The sequence below is a fragment of the Nocardioides aromaticivorans genome, from assembly GCF_013408525.1.
Taxonomy (GTDB): Bacteria; Actinomycetota; Actinomycetes; order Propionibacteriales; family Nocardioidaceae; genus Nocardioides; species Nocardioides aromaticivorans.
The window spans coordinates 5,051,396-5,069,211 of the sequence record NZ_JACBZM010000001.1; the positions used below are offsets into that span (position 1 = coordinate 5,051,396).

General features: G+C 68.3%; 19 protein-coding genes. 13 read left to right on the plus strand and 6 right to left on the minus strand.

Going from position 1 to position 17,816, the window contains the following annotated elements; translation table 11 throughout:
* The first annotated feature begins 13 nt into the window (after positions 1 to 13).
* The 5 genes from lipA (at position 14) to BJ993_RS24260 (ending at position 4,420) form a co-directional block, all read left to right on the plus strand.
* Positions 14 to 958: a lipoyl synthase gene (gene lipA, locus BJ993_RS24240; protein WP_179651810.1), complete on the plus strand. Its 945-nt coding sequence runs from the start codon at positions 14 to 16 to the stop codon at positions 956 to 958.
* 29 nt (positions 959 to 987) lie between these two features.
* Complete coding sequence (locus BJ993_RS24245; protein WP_051932189.1) at positions 988 to 1,704, plus strand: DUF4191 domain-containing protein; 717 nt, start codon at positions 988 to 990, stop codon at positions 1,702 to 1,704.
* Positions 1,705 to 1,896: 192 nt separating this feature from the next.
* Positions 1,897 to 2,484 carry a DUF6318 family protein gene (locus BJ993_RS24250; protein ID WP_179651812.1) on the plus strand — a complete coding sequence of 196 codons (588 nt, stop codon included), beginning with the start codon at positions 1,897 to 1,899 and terminating at the stop codon, positions 2,482 to 2,484.
* Between the two features lie 127 nt (positions 2,485 to 2,611).
* A complete protein-coding gene (locus BJ993_RS24255; protein ID WP_179651814.1) occupies positions 2,612 to 3,250 on the plus strand; it encodes a PKD domain-containing protein in 639 nt (212 codons plus the stop codon).
* A gap of 186 nt (positions 3,251 to 3,436) precedes the next feature.
* Positions 3,437 to 4,420 carry a putative endonuclease domain-containing protein gene (locus BJ993_RS24260; protein ID WP_179651816.1) on the plus strand — a complete coding sequence of 328 codons (984 nt, stop codon included), beginning with the start codon at positions 3,437 to 3,439 and terminating at the stop codon, positions 4,418 to 4,420.
* On the opposite strand, the gene BJ993_RS24265 is transcribed toward BJ993_RS24260, so the two are convergent.
* On the minus strand, positions 4,386 to 4,817 hold the full coding sequence (locus BJ993_RS24265) for an RDD family protein (RefSeq protein ID WP_036544814.1): 432 nt from the start codon (positions 4,815 to 4,817) through the stop codon (positions 4,386 to 4,388). The genes BJ993_RS24260 and BJ993_RS24265 overlap by 35 nt on opposite strands.
* 165 nt (positions 4,818 to 4,982) lie before the next feature.
* Here BJ993_RS24265 and BJ993_RS24270 point away from each other — a divergent pair, with 165 nt between their 5' ends.
* Together BJ993_RS24270 and glnA are read left to right on the plus strand one after the other, a co-directional pair.
* Positions 4,983 to 7,160 (plus strand): glutamine synthetase III family protein, encoded by a 2,178-nt coding sequence (locus tag BJ993_RS24270; protein ID WP_179651818.1) that lies wholly within the window; start codon positions 4,983 to 4,985, stop codon positions 7,158 to 7,160.
* Positions 7,161 to 7,381: 221 nt separating this feature from the next.
* Positions 7,382 to 8,803 carry a type I glutamate--ammonia ligase gene (gene glnA, locus BJ993_RS24275; protein ID WP_036544810.1) on the plus strand — a complete coding sequence of 474 codons (1,422 nt, stop codon included), beginning with the start codon at positions 7,382 to 7,384 and terminating at the stop codon, positions 8,801 to 8,803.
* A gap of 588 nt (positions 8,804 to 9,391) precedes the next feature.
* Here the strand turns inward: glnA and BJ993_RS24280 are convergent.
* Complete coding sequence (locus BJ993_RS24280) at positions 9,392 to 9,895, minus strand: DUF5994 family protein (RefSeq protein WP_036544808.1); 504 nt, start codon at positions 9,893 to 9,895, stop codon at positions 9,392 to 9,394.
* Positions 9,892 to 10,914, minus strand: a complete 1,023-nt coding sequence (locus BJ993_RS24285) for a fatty acid desaturase family protein (RefSeq protein WP_308645701.1) — start codon at positions 10,912 to 10,914, stop codon at positions 9,892 to 9,894. The genes BJ993_RS24280 and BJ993_RS24285 overlap by 4 nt, the downstream gene beginning before the upstream one ends.
* A gap of 127 nt (positions 10,915 to 11,041) precedes the next feature.
* Between BJ993_RS24285 and BJ993_RS24290 the strand changes: the two genes are divergently transcribed.
* On the plus strand, positions 11,042 to 11,770 hold the full coding sequence (locus BJ993_RS24290; protein ID WP_036544804.1) for an ANTAR domain-containing protein: 729 nt from the start codon (positions 11,042 to 11,044) through the stop codon (positions 11,768 to 11,770).
* Positions 11,771 to 11,820: 50 nt separating this feature from the next.
* A complete protein-coding gene (locus BJ993_RS24295) occupies positions 11,821 to 12,543 on the plus strand; it encodes a GAF and ANTAR domain-containing protein (RefSeq protein ID WP_179651826.1) in 723 nt (240 codons plus the stop codon).
* A 155-nt stretch (positions 12,544 to 12,698) separates the two neighbouring features.
* Here BJ993_RS24295 and BJ993_RS24300 read toward each other — a convergent pair whose 3' ends face one another.
* A complete protein-coding gene (locus BJ993_RS24300) occupies positions 12,699 to 12,944 on the minus strand; it encodes a hypothetical protein (protein WP_179651827.1) in 246 nt (81 codons plus the stop codon).
* A gap of 4 nt (positions 12,945 to 12,948) precedes the next feature.
* Positions 12,949 to 13,491, minus strand: coding sequence for a DUF5994 family protein (locus BJ993_RS24305; RefSeq protein WP_179651829.1), 543 nt, complete (start codon positions 13,489 to 13,491; stop codon positions 12,949 to 12,951).
* Positions 13,492 to 14,010: 519 nt separating this feature from the next.
* On the opposite strand from BJ993_RS24305, the gene BJ993_RS24310 reads away from it, so the two are divergent.
* Positions 14,011 to 14,652 carry a LuxR C-terminal-related transcriptional regulator gene (locus tag BJ993_RS24310; RefSeq protein ID WP_179651831.1) on the plus strand — a complete coding sequence of 214 codons (642 nt, stop codon included), beginning with the start codon at positions 14,011 to 14,013 and terminating at the stop codon, positions 14,650 to 14,652.
* Positions 14,653 to 14,800: 148 nt separating this feature from the next.
* Positions 14,801 to 15,163, plus strand: a complete 363-nt coding sequence (locus BJ993_RS24315) for a lipopolysaccharide assembly protein LapA domain-containing protein (RefSeq protein WP_218864786.1) — start codon at positions 14,801 to 14,803, stop codon at positions 15,161 to 15,163.
* A 65-nt stretch (positions 15,164 to 15,228) separates the two neighbouring features.
* Here the strand turns inward: BJ993_RS24315 and BJ993_RS24320 are convergent, their stop codons facing one another.
* Positions 15,229 to 15,762, minus strand: coding sequence for a DUF5994 family protein (locus BJ993_RS24320; protein ID WP_257026981.1), 534 nt, complete (start codon positions 15,760 to 15,762; stop codon positions 15,229 to 15,231).
* An 898-nt stretch (positions 15,763 to 16,660) separates the two neighbouring features.
* Here BJ993_RS24320 and BJ993_RS24325 point away from each other — a divergent pair.
* Both BJ993_RS24325 and BJ993_RS24330 read left to right on the plus strand, forming a co-directional pair.
* Complete coding sequence (locus BJ993_RS24325; RefSeq protein ID WP_036544797.1) at positions 16,661 to 16,924, plus strand: hypothetical protein; 264 nt, start codon at positions 16,661 to 16,663, stop codon at positions 16,922 to 16,924.
* A gap of 58 nt (positions 16,925 to 16,982) precedes the next feature.
* Positions 16,983 to 17,816, plus strand: an 834-nt coding sequence (locus BJ993_RS24330) for an alpha/beta fold hydrolase (RefSeq protein ID WP_179651835.1), incomplete at its 3' end; no start/stop codon positions are given.

Below are 17,816 nucleotides of genomic sequence, written 5' to 3' on the forward strand. Positions count from 1 at the left end.
GTAGGCTGGCCGGGTGACTGCAACGCCCGAGGGACGCAAGCTTCTCCGCCTCGAAGTCCGCAACGCGGAGACCCCGATCGAGCGGAAGCCCTCGTGGATCAAGACCCGCGCGAAGATGGGCCCGGAGTACACCGCGCTGCAGAAGCTGGTGAAGTCCGAGGGCCTGCACACGGTCTGCCAGGAGGCCGGCTGCCCCAACATCTTCGAGTGCTGGGAGGACCGCGAGGCCACCTTCCTCATCGGCGGTGACCAGTGCACCCGCCGCTGCGACTTCTGCCAGATCGACACCGGCAAGCCCCAGCCGCTGGACCGCGACGAGCCCCGCCGGGTCGCGGAGTCGGTCCAGGCGATGGAGCTGAAGTACGCCACCATCACCGGCGTCGCCCGCGACGACCTCGCTGACGGCGGCGCGTGGCTGTACGCCGAGACCGTCCGCGCGATCCACGAGCTCAACCCGGGCACCGGGGTGGAGAACCTGATCCCCGACTTCAACGGCCGTCCCGAGCTGCTGGCCGAGGTGTTCGAGTCGCGGCCCGAGGTGCTGGCCCACAACGTGGAGACGGTGCCGCGGATCTTCAAGCGGATCCGTCCGGCGTTCCGCTACGACCGCTCCCTCGACGTGCTGACCCAGGCCCGGGCGTTCGGGCTGGTCACGAAGTCCAACCTGATCCTGGGCATGGGCGAGACCCGCGAGGAGGTCTCCCAGGCCCTGCGCGACCTGCACGAGGCGGGTTGCGAGCTGGTGACCATCACCCAGTACCTGCGTCCCTCGCCGCGCCACCACCCCGTGGAGCGGTGGGTCAAGCCCGAGGAGTTCGTCGAGCTCGCCGCCGAGGCCGAGGAGATCGGGTTCGCCGGAGTCCTCTCGGGACCGCTGGTCCGTTCGTCGTACCGGGCCGGTCGTCTGTATCGTCAGGCGATGGCCGCGCGCGACGCGCGGGCCGAAGCATCCGCCTGAAGTCCCAGCCGAGGAGATCGCAGCACCCCATGTCGAACACGCCCCTCGACCCCTCCACGATGAGCCGTCGTCGGCAGATCCTCGAGACCTACCGCATGACGCGGGAGGTCGACCCGTCGATCCGCTGGTGGCTCCTCGGCTCCTTCCTGGTCTTCGGCGGCCTGGGCATGGCGCTCTTCCGCCTCGTCCTGCCGCACAACGACTCCGTCTTCAGCTGGATCCTCGCCGGCCTCGCGAGCTTCCTGATCGGCCTGTTCGCGGTCATCGTGGTCTTCGGCCGCCGCGCCCAGCGCGCCGCCTTCAAGCGCCTCGAGGGCCAGCTCGGCGCCGCCGCCCGCGCGCTCACCATGCTGCGTCGCGGCTGGGTGGTCGAGGAGGTCGTCGGCTTCACCAAGCAGCAGGACATGGTCCACCGCGTCGTCGGCCCCCCGGGCATCGTGCTCGTCGCCGAGGGCAACCCGAGCCGGGTCAAGCAGCTGCTCATCAGCGAGCACAGGAAGCACGAGCGGGTCGTCGGCGAGTACCCCGTCCACGAGGTGCTGGTCGGCAACGACGAGGGCCAGGTCCCGCTGACCAAGCTGGTCCAGCACGTCCGCAAGCTCGGCCGCCAGGTCAAGCCCGCCGAGATCACCGAGCTCCGCCAGCGCCTGCGCGCCCTGGACGCCCAGCGCCCCAAGGCCCCGATCCCGCGGGGTCCGGTGCCGACGTCGATGAAGGGCATGCGCGGGAACCTCCGCGGCCGCTGACCGGCCCGGCTGTCGGCCCGGTGATCGGCCCGGTGGTCGAGGAGGTTGCGCAGCAACCGTCACGAGACCCCCGCAGCCCCCACACCCGCCGTCCTCCACAGCTCGCCGCCTCCCGGTGGCGCCACTCGCCCGGATCGGGTTAGCGTCTCTGCGCGTCCCCGGTCCGGGCGCAGTCATTTCTCGGGAGGACCCATGCGCTCGCTCCGCGCCGCCCTGGCGGCGTCCCTGGCCGCCCTCGCCCTGCTGGCGGGCTGCTCCGACGACGACCCATCGCCCGGCGACCCCGGCTCCACGTCGACGCCGACCGGCAACCCGGAGACGCCGACGTCCAGCGCCACGGCGAAGCCGACCGAGCCTGCGCTCCCGGACGCCGCGACGAAGGCGACCGAGGCCGGGGCACGGGCGTTCATCACGTACTACTGGGACCTGATCAATTACGCGCAGGCAACCGGGGATGTGAAGGCACTGAAGCGGGTGTCGGGCCCCAATTGCGATGCGTGCACGGGCATCAACGACAGGCTCCACGATCAGTACGCGAAGGGCGGCCACGTCGAAGGAGGGACGAACTCGAGTCGGGTCCTGAAGGCGTCCGAGCTGACCACAGCATCGGAATCGGCGTACGGCTTCCGCATACGCGCCGAGGTTTCACATGACGAGCAGACAATCTATGACGGCGACGGCACGGCTGACCAGCGCGCTGCAGGCACCGACATCTTCGTCATGGTTCTCTTTTGGTCGGCCAACGACAGTTGGCGGCTCGACGTGATGCAGGTCGATTGACATGCTTCGAACTGCTGCCTTCCTCCTCGCTGGCGTTGTGTGGGCCGCGTCTCCCGCCAACGCCGTTGACAGCAAGCCAAAGCCATCGCCGAGCACAACAGGCAGCACGACCTCGAACAGCCTGGTCGTGGAAGCTGCCGAGGAAGGCATCCGAAACGGTCAACAGGGCAGCGCCGACGTCTCCGGCGTTGGCGGAAAGTCGGCCGACCCCGGTTTCGCAGCTGGTTCTGGTGCGTGCCCCGGGGCAGAGGCGGTCATCGATCAGTCGAATGCCCCCGCTGGCATCAGCTTCTGCCAGCAGTACGCCGAGCCGACCACCCCCGTCCTCACCGTCGGCCTCATCCGCAACGCCTTCGCCGAGCTGAAGCTCCCCGCCGGCGAGCTCGTCATCCAGCCGCCCGACGGCCTGACCCTGGTCAACTTCGACACGAACTTCTACACGACCAGCACCCGACCGATCGCCCGCACGGTCACCCTCCTCGGCCGCCGGGTCACCCTCGAGGCGACCCCGAGCACCTTCCACTGGAGCTTCGGTGACGGCGAGCGGCTCTCGACCAGCGACCCCGGCGCGCCGTACCCGAGCCTCCGGGTGACCCACAACTACCTGCGCAAGGACACCTACCGCCCGAGCCTCGGCACGACGTACACCGGGCGCTACCGCGTCGACGGCGGGCCGTGGCACCAGATCCCGGGCACGGTCACCATCAACGGCACCGGCCAGGCGCTGCGCGCGATCGAGGCCGAGCCCAGGCTGGCCAGCTACTGAGCAACCTCGCGGTCCTCGTCGGCCGGAGGTCATACCGATCGTGGGCGATCGCCCACGATCGGTATGACGTCTCGCGTCCCTCGGTGTCGTCCGTCAGCTGTCCACAAGGCCCGTCGGGAGCAGGTTGATCCACAGGCAGCAAAGGCGCGCCTGCACAACCGGGGTCGGCGCGTCCACCCTCGCCCCATGACCACACCCGTACGACACCACCGCCGACACGTCACCACCGTCGACGACCCGCGCACCAACGCCGTCACCGACCTCGCGAGACGTCAGGGTGGCGTCGTGTCTCGCCGCCAGCTCTACGGGCTCGGCGTCACGCGTTGGGAGGTCGGCGCCCACCTGCGCGCCGAGCGATGGCAGCGGATCGGCGACCAGACGGTTGCCGTCCGCACCGGGCCCCTGTCGACCGAGGGACACCTGTGGGCCGCTGTCCTCCAGGCGGGTCCCCGGGCTCAGCTGGACGGCGCTGCATCGTTGGTTGCTTCGGGCTTGAGACGGTTCGAGCTCGACCGGATCCGGGTGTCCGTGCCGCGGGGAGCGCGAGCGCGCCGTACCGCCGCCTATGACATCCGGCAGACGCGTCGCTGGCAGGAGGACGACCGGGCGCCGAGCGGGATCCCGCGCACGCGGCCGGCCGTCGCCGCGGTCCGCGCGGCACTGTGGGCCCGCACGGACAAGCAGGCGGCGTACCTGCTCACGCTCACCGTGCAACAGGGCCTCGCGACTCCGGACCAGCTCGGGACCGAGGTGCTGCGCGTCCGGCGCGACAAGAGGCGATCCTTCCTGGGTGCCGTGGTGAACGACCTGCTCGACGGCGCGCGCTCCCTCGGCGAGCTCGACATCGCAGCGGAGCTCACCCGACGAGGCCTGCCCCGGCCTGACCGGCAGGTGCTGAGGAGGGACCGGCGAGGTCGCTACTACCTCGATCTCTACTGGCCGGACTTCGGTCTCGTCGTCGAGATCGACGGCATCCACCACACCTGGGCCGAGAACGTCGTGGGCGACGCGCTCCGGCAGAACGCCCTCGTCCTCGACGGCGACCGGGTGCTCAGGCTGCCGCTGCTCGGGCTTCGCCTGCGGCCTGACGACTTCTTCGACCAGATCGCCGCGGCACTCAGCGCCCGGAGCAGGGCTACTTCAGCAGGGTGCGCAGGGTCGCGAAGGTGACCGTCGAGGTGCCCGCAAAGAGGTCGTGCAGGCCACGGCCGTCGGCGCGGAAGACCAGCGGCGGGATGACCAGCGCGACCAGCACCTGGCGACCGAGGGCCTTGAGCGGGTTGAGCTTGCGCAGCCGCCCGTCCGCCGGTACGACGCACAGCCCGGTCAGCAGCTTGCCGATCGAGCCGCCGGCGAGCCACGTGAGCAGGGCCGACTCGACGACGTACACGGGCAGGACCATGAACGAGGCGGCCGAGCCGGTGGTCGTGTACTCGTCGACGCCGAACACGGCGATCACGGCGAGGGTGCAGATCAGCCAGTCGACGAGCAGGGCGAGGATGCGGCGTCCCCACGACGCAGTCTCGAAGGACGGGGCGACGGGCTGGCGGGCGGACGACGGTGGCACGGCCGCAAGCGTAGGCGAGAGCCCGGAGTGACCGGCGCCACACTCCTCGGCAGACCTGTTACATCCCCGAAACAATCGGGCAACCGGGCGAAATCTGGAACACCTAGCGTTCACGCGTAGGTCGCTGGCGCGACCACCCCTGCCACGAACACCAGGAGTTTCACCATGACTGCGAACCCGACCCGCCTGGGCGCGATCCGCGACATCGAGGCCAACGAGGCGCCGGCGGCGTTCTTCGACGCGGCGGAGAAGACGGGCGCCATCTACGGCGAGAACGTCTTCTCGCTCGCAGTGATGCAGAAGCGTCTCCCCAAGTCGGTGTTCAAGTCGGTCGCCGCGACCATCCAGAAGGGCGAGAAGCTCGACCCCGCCGTCGCCGACATCGTCGCCTCGGCGATGAAGGACTGGGCGATGGAGCGCGGCGTGACGCACTACGCGCACGTCTTCTACCCGCTGACCGGCCTCACCGCCGAGAAGCACGACTCGTTCATGGAGCCCGTGGGCGACGGTACGGCGGTCTGGGAGTTCTCCGGCAAGACGCTGGTCCAGGGCGAGCCCGACGCCAGCTCCTTCCCCAACGGCGGCATCCGGGCGACCTTCGAGGCGCGCGGCTACACCGGCTGGGACGTCCAGTCGCCGGCGTACATCCTCGAGAACCCCAACGGCAACACCCTGTGCATCCCGACGATCTTCGTCTCGATGACCGGTGAGGCGCTCGACCACAAGACCCCGCTGCTGCGCTCGCAGCACGCCATGTCGGAGCAGGCCAAGCGCGTCCTGGCGCTCTTCGGCCACGAGGACATCGACAACGTCGTGTCCTACTGCGGCCCGGAGCAGGAGTACTTCCTGGTCGACACCTCGTTCGTGAACTCGCGCCCCGACCTGCTCAACGCGGGCCGCACGCTGTTCGGCGCCAAGCCGCCGAAGGGCCAGGAGTTCGACGACCACTACTTCGGCGCCATCCCCGAGCGCGTCCTGGGCTTCATGCACGACACCGAGCGGGCGCTCTTCAAGCTCGGCGTCCCGGCGAAGACCCGCCACAACGAGGTCGCCCCCGGCCAGTTCGAGATCGCCCCGGTCTTCGAGCGCGCCAACCTCGCCTCGGACCACCAGCAGCTGATCATGTCGACCTTCAAGTCGATCGCGAAGACCCACGGCTTCGAGTGCCTCTTCCACGAGAAGCCGTTCGCGGGCGTCAACGGCTCGGGCAAGCACGTGAACTTCTCGTTCGGCAACGGCAACCAGGGCAACTTCCTCAACCCGGGTGACAACCCGCACGACAACGCGCAGTTCCTCGTCTTCTGCGCCGCCGTCATCCGCGCGGTCCACCTGTACGGCGGCCTGCTGCGCCTGTCGATCGCGTCGGCCGGCAACGACCACCGCCTGGGCGCCAACGAGGCTCCCCCGGCGATCATCTCGATCTTCCTCGGCGACCAGCTGCAGGACGTCTTCGAGCAGATCGCCAAGGGTGGCGCGACCTCGTCGAAGCAGAAGGGCGTCCTCTCCGTGGGCGTCGACACCCTGCCCGACCTGACCAAGGACGCCGGCGACCGCAACCGCACCTCGCCGATGGCCTTCACCGGCAACCGCTTCGAGTTCCGCGCCGCGGGCTCGAACCAGACCGTCGCCGCCCCGATGGTCGTCATCAACACGATCATGGCCGAGGCCCTCGACTACATCGCGACCGAGCTGGAGGCCGCCGTCGCCGGTGGCGCCGAGTTCAACGCCGCTGTCCAGTCGGTGCTGGCGAAGGTCATGGAACAGCACGGAACGGTCGTCTTCAACGGCAACGGCTACTCCGAGGAGTGGCACGCGGAGGCCGAGGTCCGTGGCCTCAAGAACCTCCGTACGACGGTCGACGCGCTCCCGGAGTACATCTCCCCCGAGTCGAAGAAGCTGTTCTCGACGTACGGCGTCTTCAGCGAGGCCGAGCTCGAGTCGCGCTTCGAGGTCGGTGTCGAGCAGTACGTCATGACGATCAACGTCGAGGCGAACCTGACCGGCGAGATCGCCAAGACCACGATCCTCCCGGCCGCGGTCCGCTACCAGACCGAGCTCGCCTCCAACGTCGCCGCCCTCAAGGCCGCCGGCGTCGAGGCCGACACGACCGACCTGCTCAAGGTCACCGAGCTGGTCGCCGCGCTGCGGGCGGGCATCGCCGCGCTCGACGCCGCGAAGGCCGGCGACGAGGGCCACGAGGGCCTCGCCGAGGCGGCGTACTACCGCGACGCGGTGCTGCCGGCCATGCTGCAGATCCGCGAGGCGGCGGACGAGATCGAGACGTTCATCGCCGACGACCTGTGGCCGCTGCCGACGTACCAGGAGATGCTCTTCATCCGCTGATCCGCCGTTCGATCCGGCCAGCCGGGTGCCCGCGATGCGGGCGCCCGGCTGCTGGTCGTCGGGCATCTTGTTACATGGCGGAAACACATCAGTGACGGCCGGGAAACTGCCTGTTCGGTAGGTTGCACGCAGGAGAAGCGACGCGAGGGAGCGCCGCCGGCCCCAACCGTCACCAGCTGACCGAATGGCTCGCTCCGACAGGCGCAGCCAAGGAGGAACGAATGTTCAACAACAGCGAAGAGCTGCTCAAGTTCATCAAGGACGAGGGCGTCGAGATGGTCGACGTCCGCTTCTGCGACCTGCCCGGCATCATGCAGCACTTCACCGTGCCGGTCTCGTCCTTCGACCAGTCCGTCTTCGACGACGGCCTGGGCTTCGACGGCTCCTCGATCCGCGGCTTCCAGGCCATCAACGAGTCGGACATGCAGCTCTACCCCGACCCGACGACGGCCTACATCGACCCGTTCCGCAAGTCGAAGACGCTCAACGTCAACTTCTTCATCCACGACCCGATCACCGGTGAGGCCTACTCCCGCGACCCGCGCAACATCGCGAAGAAGGCGCTGGCGTACCTCTCGAGCACGGGCATCGCGGACACCGCCTTCTTCGCCCCCGAGGCGGAGTTCTACATCTTCGACAACGTCCGCTACTCCACCGGCGTCAACGAGGGTTACTACCACATCGACTCCGTCGAGGGCTGGTGGAACTCCGGCAAGGCCGACGAGGACAACAAGGGCTACAAGACCCGGCTCAAGGGTGGCTACTTCCCCGTCGAGCCGTACGACCACTACAGCGACCTGCGCGCCGACATGGTCAAGAACCTCGAGGCGTGCGGCCTGCAGGTCGAGCGGGCCCACCACGAGGTCGGCACCGCCGGCCAGGCCGAGATCAACTACAAGTTCGACACGCTGCTCAAGGCCGCGGACGACGTGATGAAGTTCAAGTACCTCATCAAGAACACCGCCTGGGAGCAGGGCAAGTCGGTCACCTTCATGCCGAAGCCGATCTTCGGTGACAACGGCTCCGGCATGCACGTCCACCAGTCGCTGTGGAAGGACGGCTCGCCGCTGTTCTACGACGAGACCGGGTACGGCGGCCTGTCGGACCTCGCCCGCTGGTACATCGGCGGCATCCTCCAGCACGCCCCCGCGCTGCTCGCGTTCACCAACCCGACGGTGAACTCGTACCACCGCCTGGTGCCGGGCTACGAGGCCCCGATCTCGCTGGTCTACTCCTCGCGCAACCGCTCCGCCTCGGTCCGGATCCCGATCACGGGCACCAACCCGAAGGCCAAGCGCATCGAGACCCGCTTCCCCGACCCGTCGGCGAACCCCTACCTCGCCTTCTCGGCCCTGATGCTCGCCGGCCTCGACGGCATCCAGAACAAGACCGAGCCGGCCGCCCCGATCGACAAGGACATCTACGAGCTCCCGCCGGACGAGATGGCCGAGATCGCCCAGGTGCCGACCTCGCTCGGTGCCGTGCTCGACGCGCTGGAGGCCGACCACGACTTCCTCACCGTCGGCAACGTGTTCACCCCCGACCTCATCGAGACCTGGGTGGATTACAAGCGGGCGAACGAGATCGCGCCGGTGCAACTGCGGCCGCACCCGCACGAGTTCGAGCTGTACTACGACATTTAGGTCGCAAATTGATCGAATTACTCATATTCGGTCAACGATGGCCCCGGACTCTCCGGGGCCATCGCCATCTCGAGGAGCAGGTCACCGAGACGGCGCCGACTGGACCGCCGTCGCTCCGGCTCCCCTGTTCGCCGCGGCCACGACGAACGGTGTCGCGTCCTCACGGCCACCTGGGTCTGGGCCGCGAAACCTAGATCACCACGACCCGCATCGATGGCGGCACTCAGGTTGCCGAGCGCCGCGGAGAAGACCCGTGGAGCCCGGGACGAGGAACATCCCGACGAGCCCTGCGTTTCAGGACGCTCGCGATCCTCACGTCCTGGGACACCCAGACCGACGTGGGAGTGAGCAGGGCGAGGATCACCGCCATGCCGGCCCAAGCCGCCTCCGCCCGGAGTGCAGGACAGCGGCCTGCTGGGTGCCGATCTGCTCGGGACAACCAAGGAGACGCGGCGCGTATACGCCGGCAAGATCCTCCACCGGGCCGCGTTCGAGCGTGTTCGCCCGAAGGGGTAGCTCGTGCCGCGTTCGAGTCGGTGCCAAGGGCGACGTTGCGTCAGTCCTCGCCTCGGCGCACCCAGGCCCCGGTCACGTCGCTTGAGGGCGGGTGCCGCCGTCGTTCTCCCATGTCGCTTCTTCAGACTCCGCTCCCTTGTTGGGGGGACCGGCGCTCGCGGCGACGAGCAGGTCGGCAGCCGAGAGGATGTTGCGTTCGTCGGTGGCCGCGTCCATCAGGGTCCGTGCGGTCGCGGTGTGCGTGCTGCTGGGGATCACGAGCAGTTCGAGTCGCTCGCGCGAGGAAAGAATGACGGTCACCAGGTGGGTGTCGTCCTCGGGGAACGAGCCGACCTTGACGAAACCGCGCTGAGCCTTGATCCGGCGGGTGGACGGTCGGTCGGGCTCTGTGTCCCAGTCGGGCGGGGAGAACAGCAGGCGCGCCGGGCGGCCGATGTTGCTCGGGAAGTTGTCGATCAGGTCGGCCCCCTCGGCCTGGAGGTCGCGCGACTGGGGCCACCAGGCACCGTCGAGACGCCGGGTCGATGAGCTGGGGTTGATCGAGATTCTGAGCGGAGCCCGGTCGTTGGTGGTCATGGCGTTGCCTTCTTTCGTGGTGCTGACGGTCCACGTACGGCGAGCCCGACCTGGTGGAGGTGCCCCAGCGCCAGTCGGTACGACGCGAGCAGGGTCGTCTCGGCATAGGCGATCCCTCGCTCCTGGCAGTGCTGGCGCACGACCGGCCGGGCGAGCCTCAGGTTGGGGCGAGGCATGTTGGGGAACAGGTGGTGTTCGATCTGCAGGTTGAGGCCGCCGAGTGCCAGGTCGATGAACGGGCCGCCGCGGATGTTGCGCGAACAGATCACCTGGCGCAGCAGCGGGTCCGCAGCTTCCTCCGCCGTGGGCACCGGCATTCCCTTGTGAGACGGGGCGAACGAGCAGCCGAGGTAGACGCCGAGCACCGCCTGGTGGACGACCACGAACACGATCGCCTGGAGCCAGGTCAGGGCGCTGACCACGAGCGCCAGGTAGAGCACAAGGTGGACGAACAGCAACAGGCCCTCGGCCGATCGGTGCGCTATGCCGGGGCGCAGCAGCGCGCGCACGCCCTCGGCCCGCAGGTTGAACCCCTCGAGCGTGAGCAACGGGAAGAACAGGGCGGCCTGGTGCCGGGTCATCCAGGCTGGCCCACCGCGGCGTTCGCCAGCCTGGTCCGCGCCGAAGACGAACACGCCGGCGGCGACGTCCGGATCTGACTCCAGGTCGTTGGGGTGCGCATGGTGCGCGTCGTGCTTGGCAGTCCACCATCCGTAGCTGAGGCCGTTGAGCAGGTTGCCGAGGGTCAGGCACAGCGCTGTGGTGAGCCTGCGGCTGCGGACGATCTGGCGATGGGCGGCGTCGTGGGAGAGGAAGGCGATCTGCGCCGACACGACACCGAACACGGGCGCGAGCAGGAGAGCCCACCACGAGTCGCGCAGCAGGAAGAGGACCAGCACCAGGACGGCGAGCGCCGCCAGGGCGAGGGCGCCGAGTCGGGCGTAGAAGGCAGGTCTAGGGTGGAGGAGTCCTCGTCGCCGTATCTCCCGCACCAACTCGCCGTAGTCGCTGCGGAGCACCGCGCCTCGAGGATCACTGGTCGACATGACTACTCCCGGATGTCGCAGATCGCGCCGCCGGGGTCCGAGGTGGCCTTATTCGTCGAGGCTACCCCTGCATTCCTAACGGCAAAGGGGTGAGCACGACGTGACGACGACGACGCAGATCCTCGCGGCCATCGGAGCGCGGCACCGCGACGGAAAGCCATTGACCGACCAGCTGTGCATCGACTGCGAACAGTCACTCGGGCTGGCCGGTGTGGGGATGACTCTCATGAACGCGGCCGGTCATCAGGCGGTCATTGGTACGTCGGGCGCCGTCGCCTCTCGTCTTGAGGAGATCCAGTTCGATCTTGGCGAGGGCCCGAGCCTCGACGCCTCGCGCTACGACCGCACGGTCGGCAGCGACGACCTCGGTGACGGAGTGCTGCTGCGCTGGCCGGCTTTCGCCCCGGCCGCGCTGGCTGCTGGGGTCAGAGCCGTCACCGCGGTCCCGCTCAGCGTCGGCGGGGTCCGGCTCGGCAGCCTGAGCATGTACCGCTCCGCCCCCGGCCGACTCGACGTACAGCAGCAGACGGCCGCACAGGCCTACGGGGGCGCTGCCGTCGTCGTGCTCCTCCATCTGCAGGACCGGATCCCGTCCGTAGATCTCACCCGCGACGCCCTGCACCCCGACCTCGGTGCTCCGGTGGCCCACCGCGCCGAGATCCACCAAGCGACGGGCTTCCTCTCCGTCAAAGCGTCGGTCGGCATGACCGAGGCACTGCTTCTCCTGCGCGCCCACGCCTTCGCCGCAGACCGCTCACTGCTCGACGTTGCCCGCGACGTCCTCGCGGGACGGCTGCGCATCCACCCAGAGGAGAGCGAAGATGATTGACACAGACACGGCCCGCCAGGCCCTGGTCCGCGACAGTGGAGGCGAAGACCATGACAAGTGAGCAAAGGCTGGCGCAGGTCTTCGTCGAGCTCGCCGACACCCTCGTCGACGAGTTCGACACGCTCGACTTCCTCTCCACCCTGACCGAGCGGAGCGTCGAGTTGCTCAATGCCGATGCCGCCGGCGTGATCCTGGCCGACGCCCGCGGCGTCCTGCACGTGGTGGCCTCCACGAGCGACCGGGCCCAGCTCCTCGAGCTCCTCGAACTGCAAAACGACGAGGGCCCGTGTCTCGACTGCTTCCAGAGCGCGCGTCCGGTCGTCAACGTGGGCGGCGGCGAGTCCCGGGAGCGGTGGCCGCGGTTCAGCACAGCCCTCGCCGAGGTCGGCTTCGCGTCAGCCCACGCGATCCCCCTGCGCCTACGCGACTCCGTGGTCGGTGCGATGAACCTGTTCTGCGCGGCCGACTCCCACCTGAGCGAGGACGACGTCGCCATGGGCCAAGCGCTCGCTGACATCGCGACCATCGGGCTCCTCCAGGAGCGCGCCGTCCGCCAGTCCGGGCTGATCGCCGAGCAACTCCAGACCGCACTCGACAACAGGGTCCTGATCGAGCAGGCCAAGGGAGTGCTCATGGCAAGCGCCGAGATCGACGTCGACCAAGCATTCCGGTTGATGCGCGACTACAGCCGCCGCAACAACCACCCGGTCAAGGACGTCGCCCGCCAGGTCGTGACCCGCACCCTGAGCGTGGAGCACCTACGCCGCTCCTGACGCGGCGCGAACCTGATCGAAACAGCAACCATCTGAGACAGCTCATCGGGGTGCAGCTCGTCAAAAAGCGGTTCTCTCCGCCCGCAACGTCGCGGCTCATCACCGCATCCAGCGTCGATACCGGATCACTACGCCCGGCACCGCTTGATCCCACCTCACGCGTACTGCCCAGTCGAGCTCCTCGTCTCCTCGGCCGCCGTGTCGAGGACGACGGCCGCCGCGACCCGGGCCCACGACACCACCAGAGTTGCTTCGTTGTCCGAGCCAGGATCGAGGACATTCAGCACTCCGGTCGTCTCGTTGCCGACCTGGGAGATCTGCGACCGGACGTCGTCCTCCATGCCCACGGCGATCCTCCACCGCTGGGTCCAGCCGCTCCCGTAAAGCATCAGGTAGGACACGGCGCTACCCTCCTGACCTTGCTGGGTGGAATGACGGTGCCACGGCGTGGGGCCCCCACCATGTCGTGCCGTTGTCGGTCCAACGATCAGCAGGATCGACATCGGGATGTTCTGTGACAAGGTCAAGAATGTCCGCAGCGCAATGCTTGTCTCCGTGCGTCGACGCGGCCAGCAGAGCTTCCGCGCCCTGGTCATCAGTGAAGTCGGGCGGGACCACGAGCAGGTAGAACACGGCTCGCTCTGCTGTCTTGAGCCTCACGACGTGATCGTCGGCTTGGGGAAGCCAACCCACCTTCACATAACCATCGGCGACAGCGACACGCGGCGGTGCCACGGCCCAATCCGGGCGCGACACCGAGGCCCACCCCACCTTGCCTAACCGCGCCGGGAAGTGGTCGACCAGATCGGCCAACTCGACCACCAGGTCGTGGCTACGAGGCCACCATCCGCCATCCACACGGTCGCGTCCGGGGTGGTCCACCATCCGGAGTCGCAACGAACCACGCGCGGGCGAGGAAGCATGGACGGGATTGTTCGACGTCGTCATGACGTCCGCCTCTCGGGCTGCTCCACGCCGGTAGGTTCCGGAACTGGGCAGTCACCACCACTCTACGCCTGACTGACCAACCGCGCGGTGGAGCGGACAGAGCCCAGACTGGCAGGCCGCGCCTCCTGCTCGGGAGTGCCCGTCGGGTAGATACTCCTCACCGTCCCTGAGAGCGATGGCATGACCCAGTTCCGCACCCCCCGGACAGACCCTGCCTTGAACCCGACGCTCCGCGAGCTCCTAGCGCACGGTGAACTGAGGTGATATGAAGGTCGATACAGACCCGCCTGGACCCCGCGAGTTTCTTCGTGTTGGAACGCCAGGGGGAATCACATGTCCGAGCTTTCGGGGCCAACGCCGACGACAACTGGTCGATCCCCACAACCAGAACGCGTTCCGCCCCATCACGCTTTGCGACACGGCGCGACGACCGCGGACGCAGTGCGGCACGGCCACAACCGGCGACCTGTGCGGATCACCGTCATCGACCCTCACGTTCTCTTCGCTCACTCTCTCGCGATGGCACTGGACCCCGAGGGCTTCATCGTCACGGTGATCGACCCTGGTGAGCAGCACGCGTCGCTGGCCACCGTGCTGGCCGCCGCACTACGTAGCGCTGGACGGCTCGTACTACTCGAGCATCGCCTGGGGCCGGTGGGCGACGGACTCCGACTCGTCGCCCCACTGGCTGCATCCGGGGCGACAGTGGTGCTCCTGACCGACACCACCGACCGGGCCCGATGGGGGGCTGCGATACACTTGGGCGCGAAGGACGTCCTGCACAAGACGTGCTCACTGGAGGAACTGGCGGATACGGCCCGACGAGTCCGTGACGGCCTGCCTCTGATGAGCCGAGAACAGCGCGCGACCTTGATCGAGACAGCACGCGCCGACGGGGACGAGTCGCGGGCCACACGAGTCCGACTCGACCGGCTGACCCTACGCGAGATGGAGATCCTCGGCGCACTGATGAACGGCGAACCGGTCCAAGAGATCGCCCGCACGAACGTCGTCGCCGTGGCAACGGTGCGGAGCCAGGTCAAGTCGATCCTGACCAAACTCGAGCTGCAATCACAGATCGCAGCCGTCGGCGCCGCTCACCGAGCAGCCTGGCGCCCACCCAGCTCGCCCCGGAACCCACCGCGGGTGTCGCCGGCATGACCACCTGGCTATGGATCCTGGGAGCTCTCCTGTGGGCCGCGATCATCGCCACCGCCTGGATCTCGATCGCCAGCGCATGAACCGGGCGAACCGAGCGACCAGGTGACCTGGTGAACCGAATGAGGAAGCCCCTAGGACTGGACCGACCTTGACCACCGGACCCATGCCACCGAGCAGCGACCGGACCCCACCCACCAGGAACCCTACGCACCCCGAGCCCCGGCCGGCGGCCAGGCCACGGCGGCTCCGCACCACCCGCCTCAGCGCTGCCTGGGTCGCCGTTGGCATCGCGCTCGTACTTCTCCTACTGCTGATCATCTTCATGCTCCAGAACTCGACGAACGTCGACGTTCGGTTCCTTGGCACCGACGGGCAGATCCCTCTCGGGCTCGCCATGCTGATCGCAGCCGTCGGCGGAGGCGCCGTAGTGGCTGTCGTCGGGATCGGTCGCATCACCCAGCTGCGTCTCAAGCTCCGCCGAAACAGACGCGACAAGGTGGAGCGCGACTGAACGTGGCATTCGCAAGTCTCCCGGCAAACGGCTACCGTGCCACCGGAGATCGGGACCTGCCGAGGCTAGGAGAGATCACGCTCCCCAGCGCCGCCGTCGTCTTCCCACACACCCACCTCGAAGGGCACAACGCCGCCGAAGTGGCTACGCGCCGTCTCGAGGAGAACACTTGCCGAACTCACGTTCCGCTCGTCAGCGGCTCGACGCATCAGATCCTCAGCGACATCGATCTCCGTCCCGCTGGGAATCACGAGCAGATGAAGGCGCTCCCCCGAGGACGTCACGACGATCAGCAGATGCGTATCGTCGGTCGGAAAGGCGCCAACTGGGACGGTGCCATGGCTCGCCGTGATCACGCGCTCCGAAGCACCCTCCGCGACGGCGTCCCAGTCCGGTCGGGAGAAGAGCAGTCGGGAAGGCAGACCGACCAAGCCGGGGAGGTGGTCGACCAAGTCAGCACACTCGATCTGGAGGTCTCGCGACTGGGGCCACCACGCGCCGTCGAGCGGACCCGACGGAAACCCATTGTCGAGCAGGATCCGCAATGGAACCCTCGCAGTCGGCCGGAACGCCGGCTCGGATGGATCAGATGCAATCATCACGCCCTCCCGGTCCAGGGAGACTCTGCCTATCCCGGCCAGGCCCCGGACTCCACCACGTTACTCCGCTCCATCCCGGATCGCACACGCGTGGACGATCTCCCAAACGTGATGTTGGCCGGTGGAATCATTGCGGCAGAACGAAGGCCCGGCGAGTCCCAGCGGAGTTTACGTAGACCGCATGGTGCGAGGGTGGAGCGTCTGGCCTTTGAGCCGAAGGGCTGGCTCCTCAACTACCTGCGAGCCTTTGATCTTGGTGTCGTCGGGCACGACGGTGCGCAGCCAGCCAGCAGTTCTTCGCTTAGTTGGGCTCGCGGCTGCGATTCGGCGTCGCCTTCGCCGGCAGTCTATGCGGGACGACGACCAGGTCGTGGACTCCCGCACGACAGGTCAACCCGACCTCATGAACATGCGTCGCATCCTTCTCGTCGCGATCGCGGCCTTGGAACCGTCGCATTCGGCACCTTGGGCCTCTTCGACGCACCGCCGGGGTCAGTCGCGTACGCAGCCATTGCGAGCACAATGACGCTGTTGAGCATCGCGCTTCTTTGAGTGCCCGTCGGGACCATCCGCGAGACACGAACCCCCGTTAACGTGCCGTGCTGCGGTTCAGCGTTGTCGCTGAACCGATCTCGACTACGACTAGCCAGTCAGGTTCGCGCAGTTCGAGATCACGGTCATGAACGGGACCCGCGAGGTCTACGAGCTCCAGCCTGCCGAGCTCACCACGGCGGAAGGGCTGCTCGGGCACCCGGTCCGGCAGGTCCTCGCCCACTACTGACGCCCCGTGGGCCAGTAGTGGGACGACCCTTTGGTCCGGCCACCCATTCGGCGTACCGTGGTGGTTCAGTCAACCCGGCTCCCTGGCACCGAACCGGTCTAACCCGGAAGGTGATCCATGAGCGAGCGTCTCGAGGTCCACGTCCCCATCAGGCTCGCGATCGAGCACTCCGACGTCGCCGAGGTGCGTGCTGGCGCCTTCGCCACCAAGACCGAGGCCGAGAAGGTCCTCGACTACTGGCGCGCCGTCGGCCACACCAGCCCGATGGGGATCCGTACCCTCCCCGTCTGGGGTACGGCGGACGAGTGGATCGCCGCGGGCGCGATCGCTGCCAGTGGCGAGCCGTCGCCGGAGCCGGCGCCGCCGGCCGCCGTCGGCTGAGGAACCACCCGCTGGGCACCACCCACGTGATCACGACGCACACGTGGGAGGTTGCTGGATGTTCGAGGGCTTCACCGTCGAGGACGTCGACGTGGGCGATGCGCGGCTGCACGTCCGGCACGGCGGGTGCGGCGACCCGGTGGTCCTGCTGCACGGCCATCCGCGGACCGGCTCGACGTGGCATGCCGTCGCCCCGGCCCTCGTGGAGGCCGGCTTCCGGGTCGTCGTACCGGACCTGCGGGGGTACGGACGCTCCCGCGGGCCGGCGCCGACGGCGGACCACAGCGCTCACTCGAAGAGCGCGGTCGCTGGAGACGTGGCGCGGTTGATGACCCACCTGGGCCACGACGAGTTCGCCGTCGTCGGGCACGACCGCGGCAGCTACGTCGCGCTGCGCCTCGGCCTGGACCAGCCGGACCGGGTTGAGCGGGTCGTGCTGATCGACTGCATCCCGATCAGCGAACACCTGCGCCGCGCCGATGCTCGGTTCGCGACCGCGTGGTGGCACTGGTTCTTCTTCGCCCAGCCCGACATCCCCGAGCGGGTCATCAACGCCGACCCCGACAGCTGGTACCGCGGCGACCCTGACGTCATGGGCGCGGAGAACCACGCCGAGTGGCGCACAGCCGTGCGCGACCCGGACGTCGTCCGGGCCATGCTGGAGGACTACCGCGCCGGGCTGACGATCGACCGCGAGCACGAGGAGGCGGACCGGGCCGCGGGCCGGCGGCTGGCCATGCCGCTGCTGGTGCTCTGGTCGCTCCGTGACGACCTCGAGGACCTGTACGGCGACCCGCTGGCGATCTGGCGTGACTGGGCCACGACCGTGTCCGGCCACGGGATCGACTCCGGCCACCACCTCGCCGAGGAGGCCCCCGACGAGCTCGTCGCA

Bases quoted from the DNA above. Each gene is read 5' to 3' on its own strand.
- BJ993_RS24310 (WP_179651831.1), top strand. From the start codon at position 14,011: ATGGCACTGGACCCCGAGGGCTTCATCGTCACGGTGATCGACCCTGGT.
- BJ993_RS24320 (WP_257026981.1), bottom strand. From the start codon at position 15,762: ATGATTGCATCTGATCCATCCGAGCCGGCGTTCCGGCCGACTGCGAGG.
- BJ993_RS24250 (WP_179651812.1), top strand. From the start codon at position 1,897: ATGCGCTCGCTCCGCGCCGCCCTGGCGGCGTCCCTGGCCGCCCTCGCC.
- BJ993_RS24295 (WP_179651826.1), top strand. From the start codon at position 11,821: ATGACAAGTGAGCAAAGGCTGGCGCAGGTCTTCGTCGAGCTCGCCGAC.
- BJ993_RS24305 (WP_179651829.1), bottom strand. From the start codon at position 13,491: ATGACGACGTCGAACAATCCCGTCCATGCTTCCTCGCCCGCGCGTGGT.
- BJ993_RS24325 (WP_036544797.1), top strand. From the start codon at position 16,661: ATGAGCGAGCGTCTCGAGGTCCACGTCCCCATCAGGCTCGCGATCGAG.
- BJ993_RS24245 (WP_051932189.1), top strand. From the start codon at position 988: ATGTCGAACACGCCCCTCGACCCCTCCACGATGAGCCGTCGTCGGCAG.
- BJ993_RS24280 (WP_036544808.1), bottom strand. From the start codon at position 9,895: ATGACCACCAACGACCGGGCTCCGCTCAGAATCTCGATCAACCCCAGC.
- BJ993_RS24270 (WP_179651818.1), top strand. From the start codon at position 4,983: ATGACTGCGAACCCGACCCGCCTGGGCGCGATCCGCGACATCGAGGCC.
- BJ993_RS24260 (WP_179651816.1), top strand. From the start codon at position 3,437: ATGACCACACCCGTACGACACCACCGCCGACACGTCACCACCGTCGAC.
- glnA (WP_036544810.1), top strand. From the start codon at position 7,382: ATGTTCAACAACAGCGAAGAGCTGCTCAAGTTCATCAAGGACGAGGGC.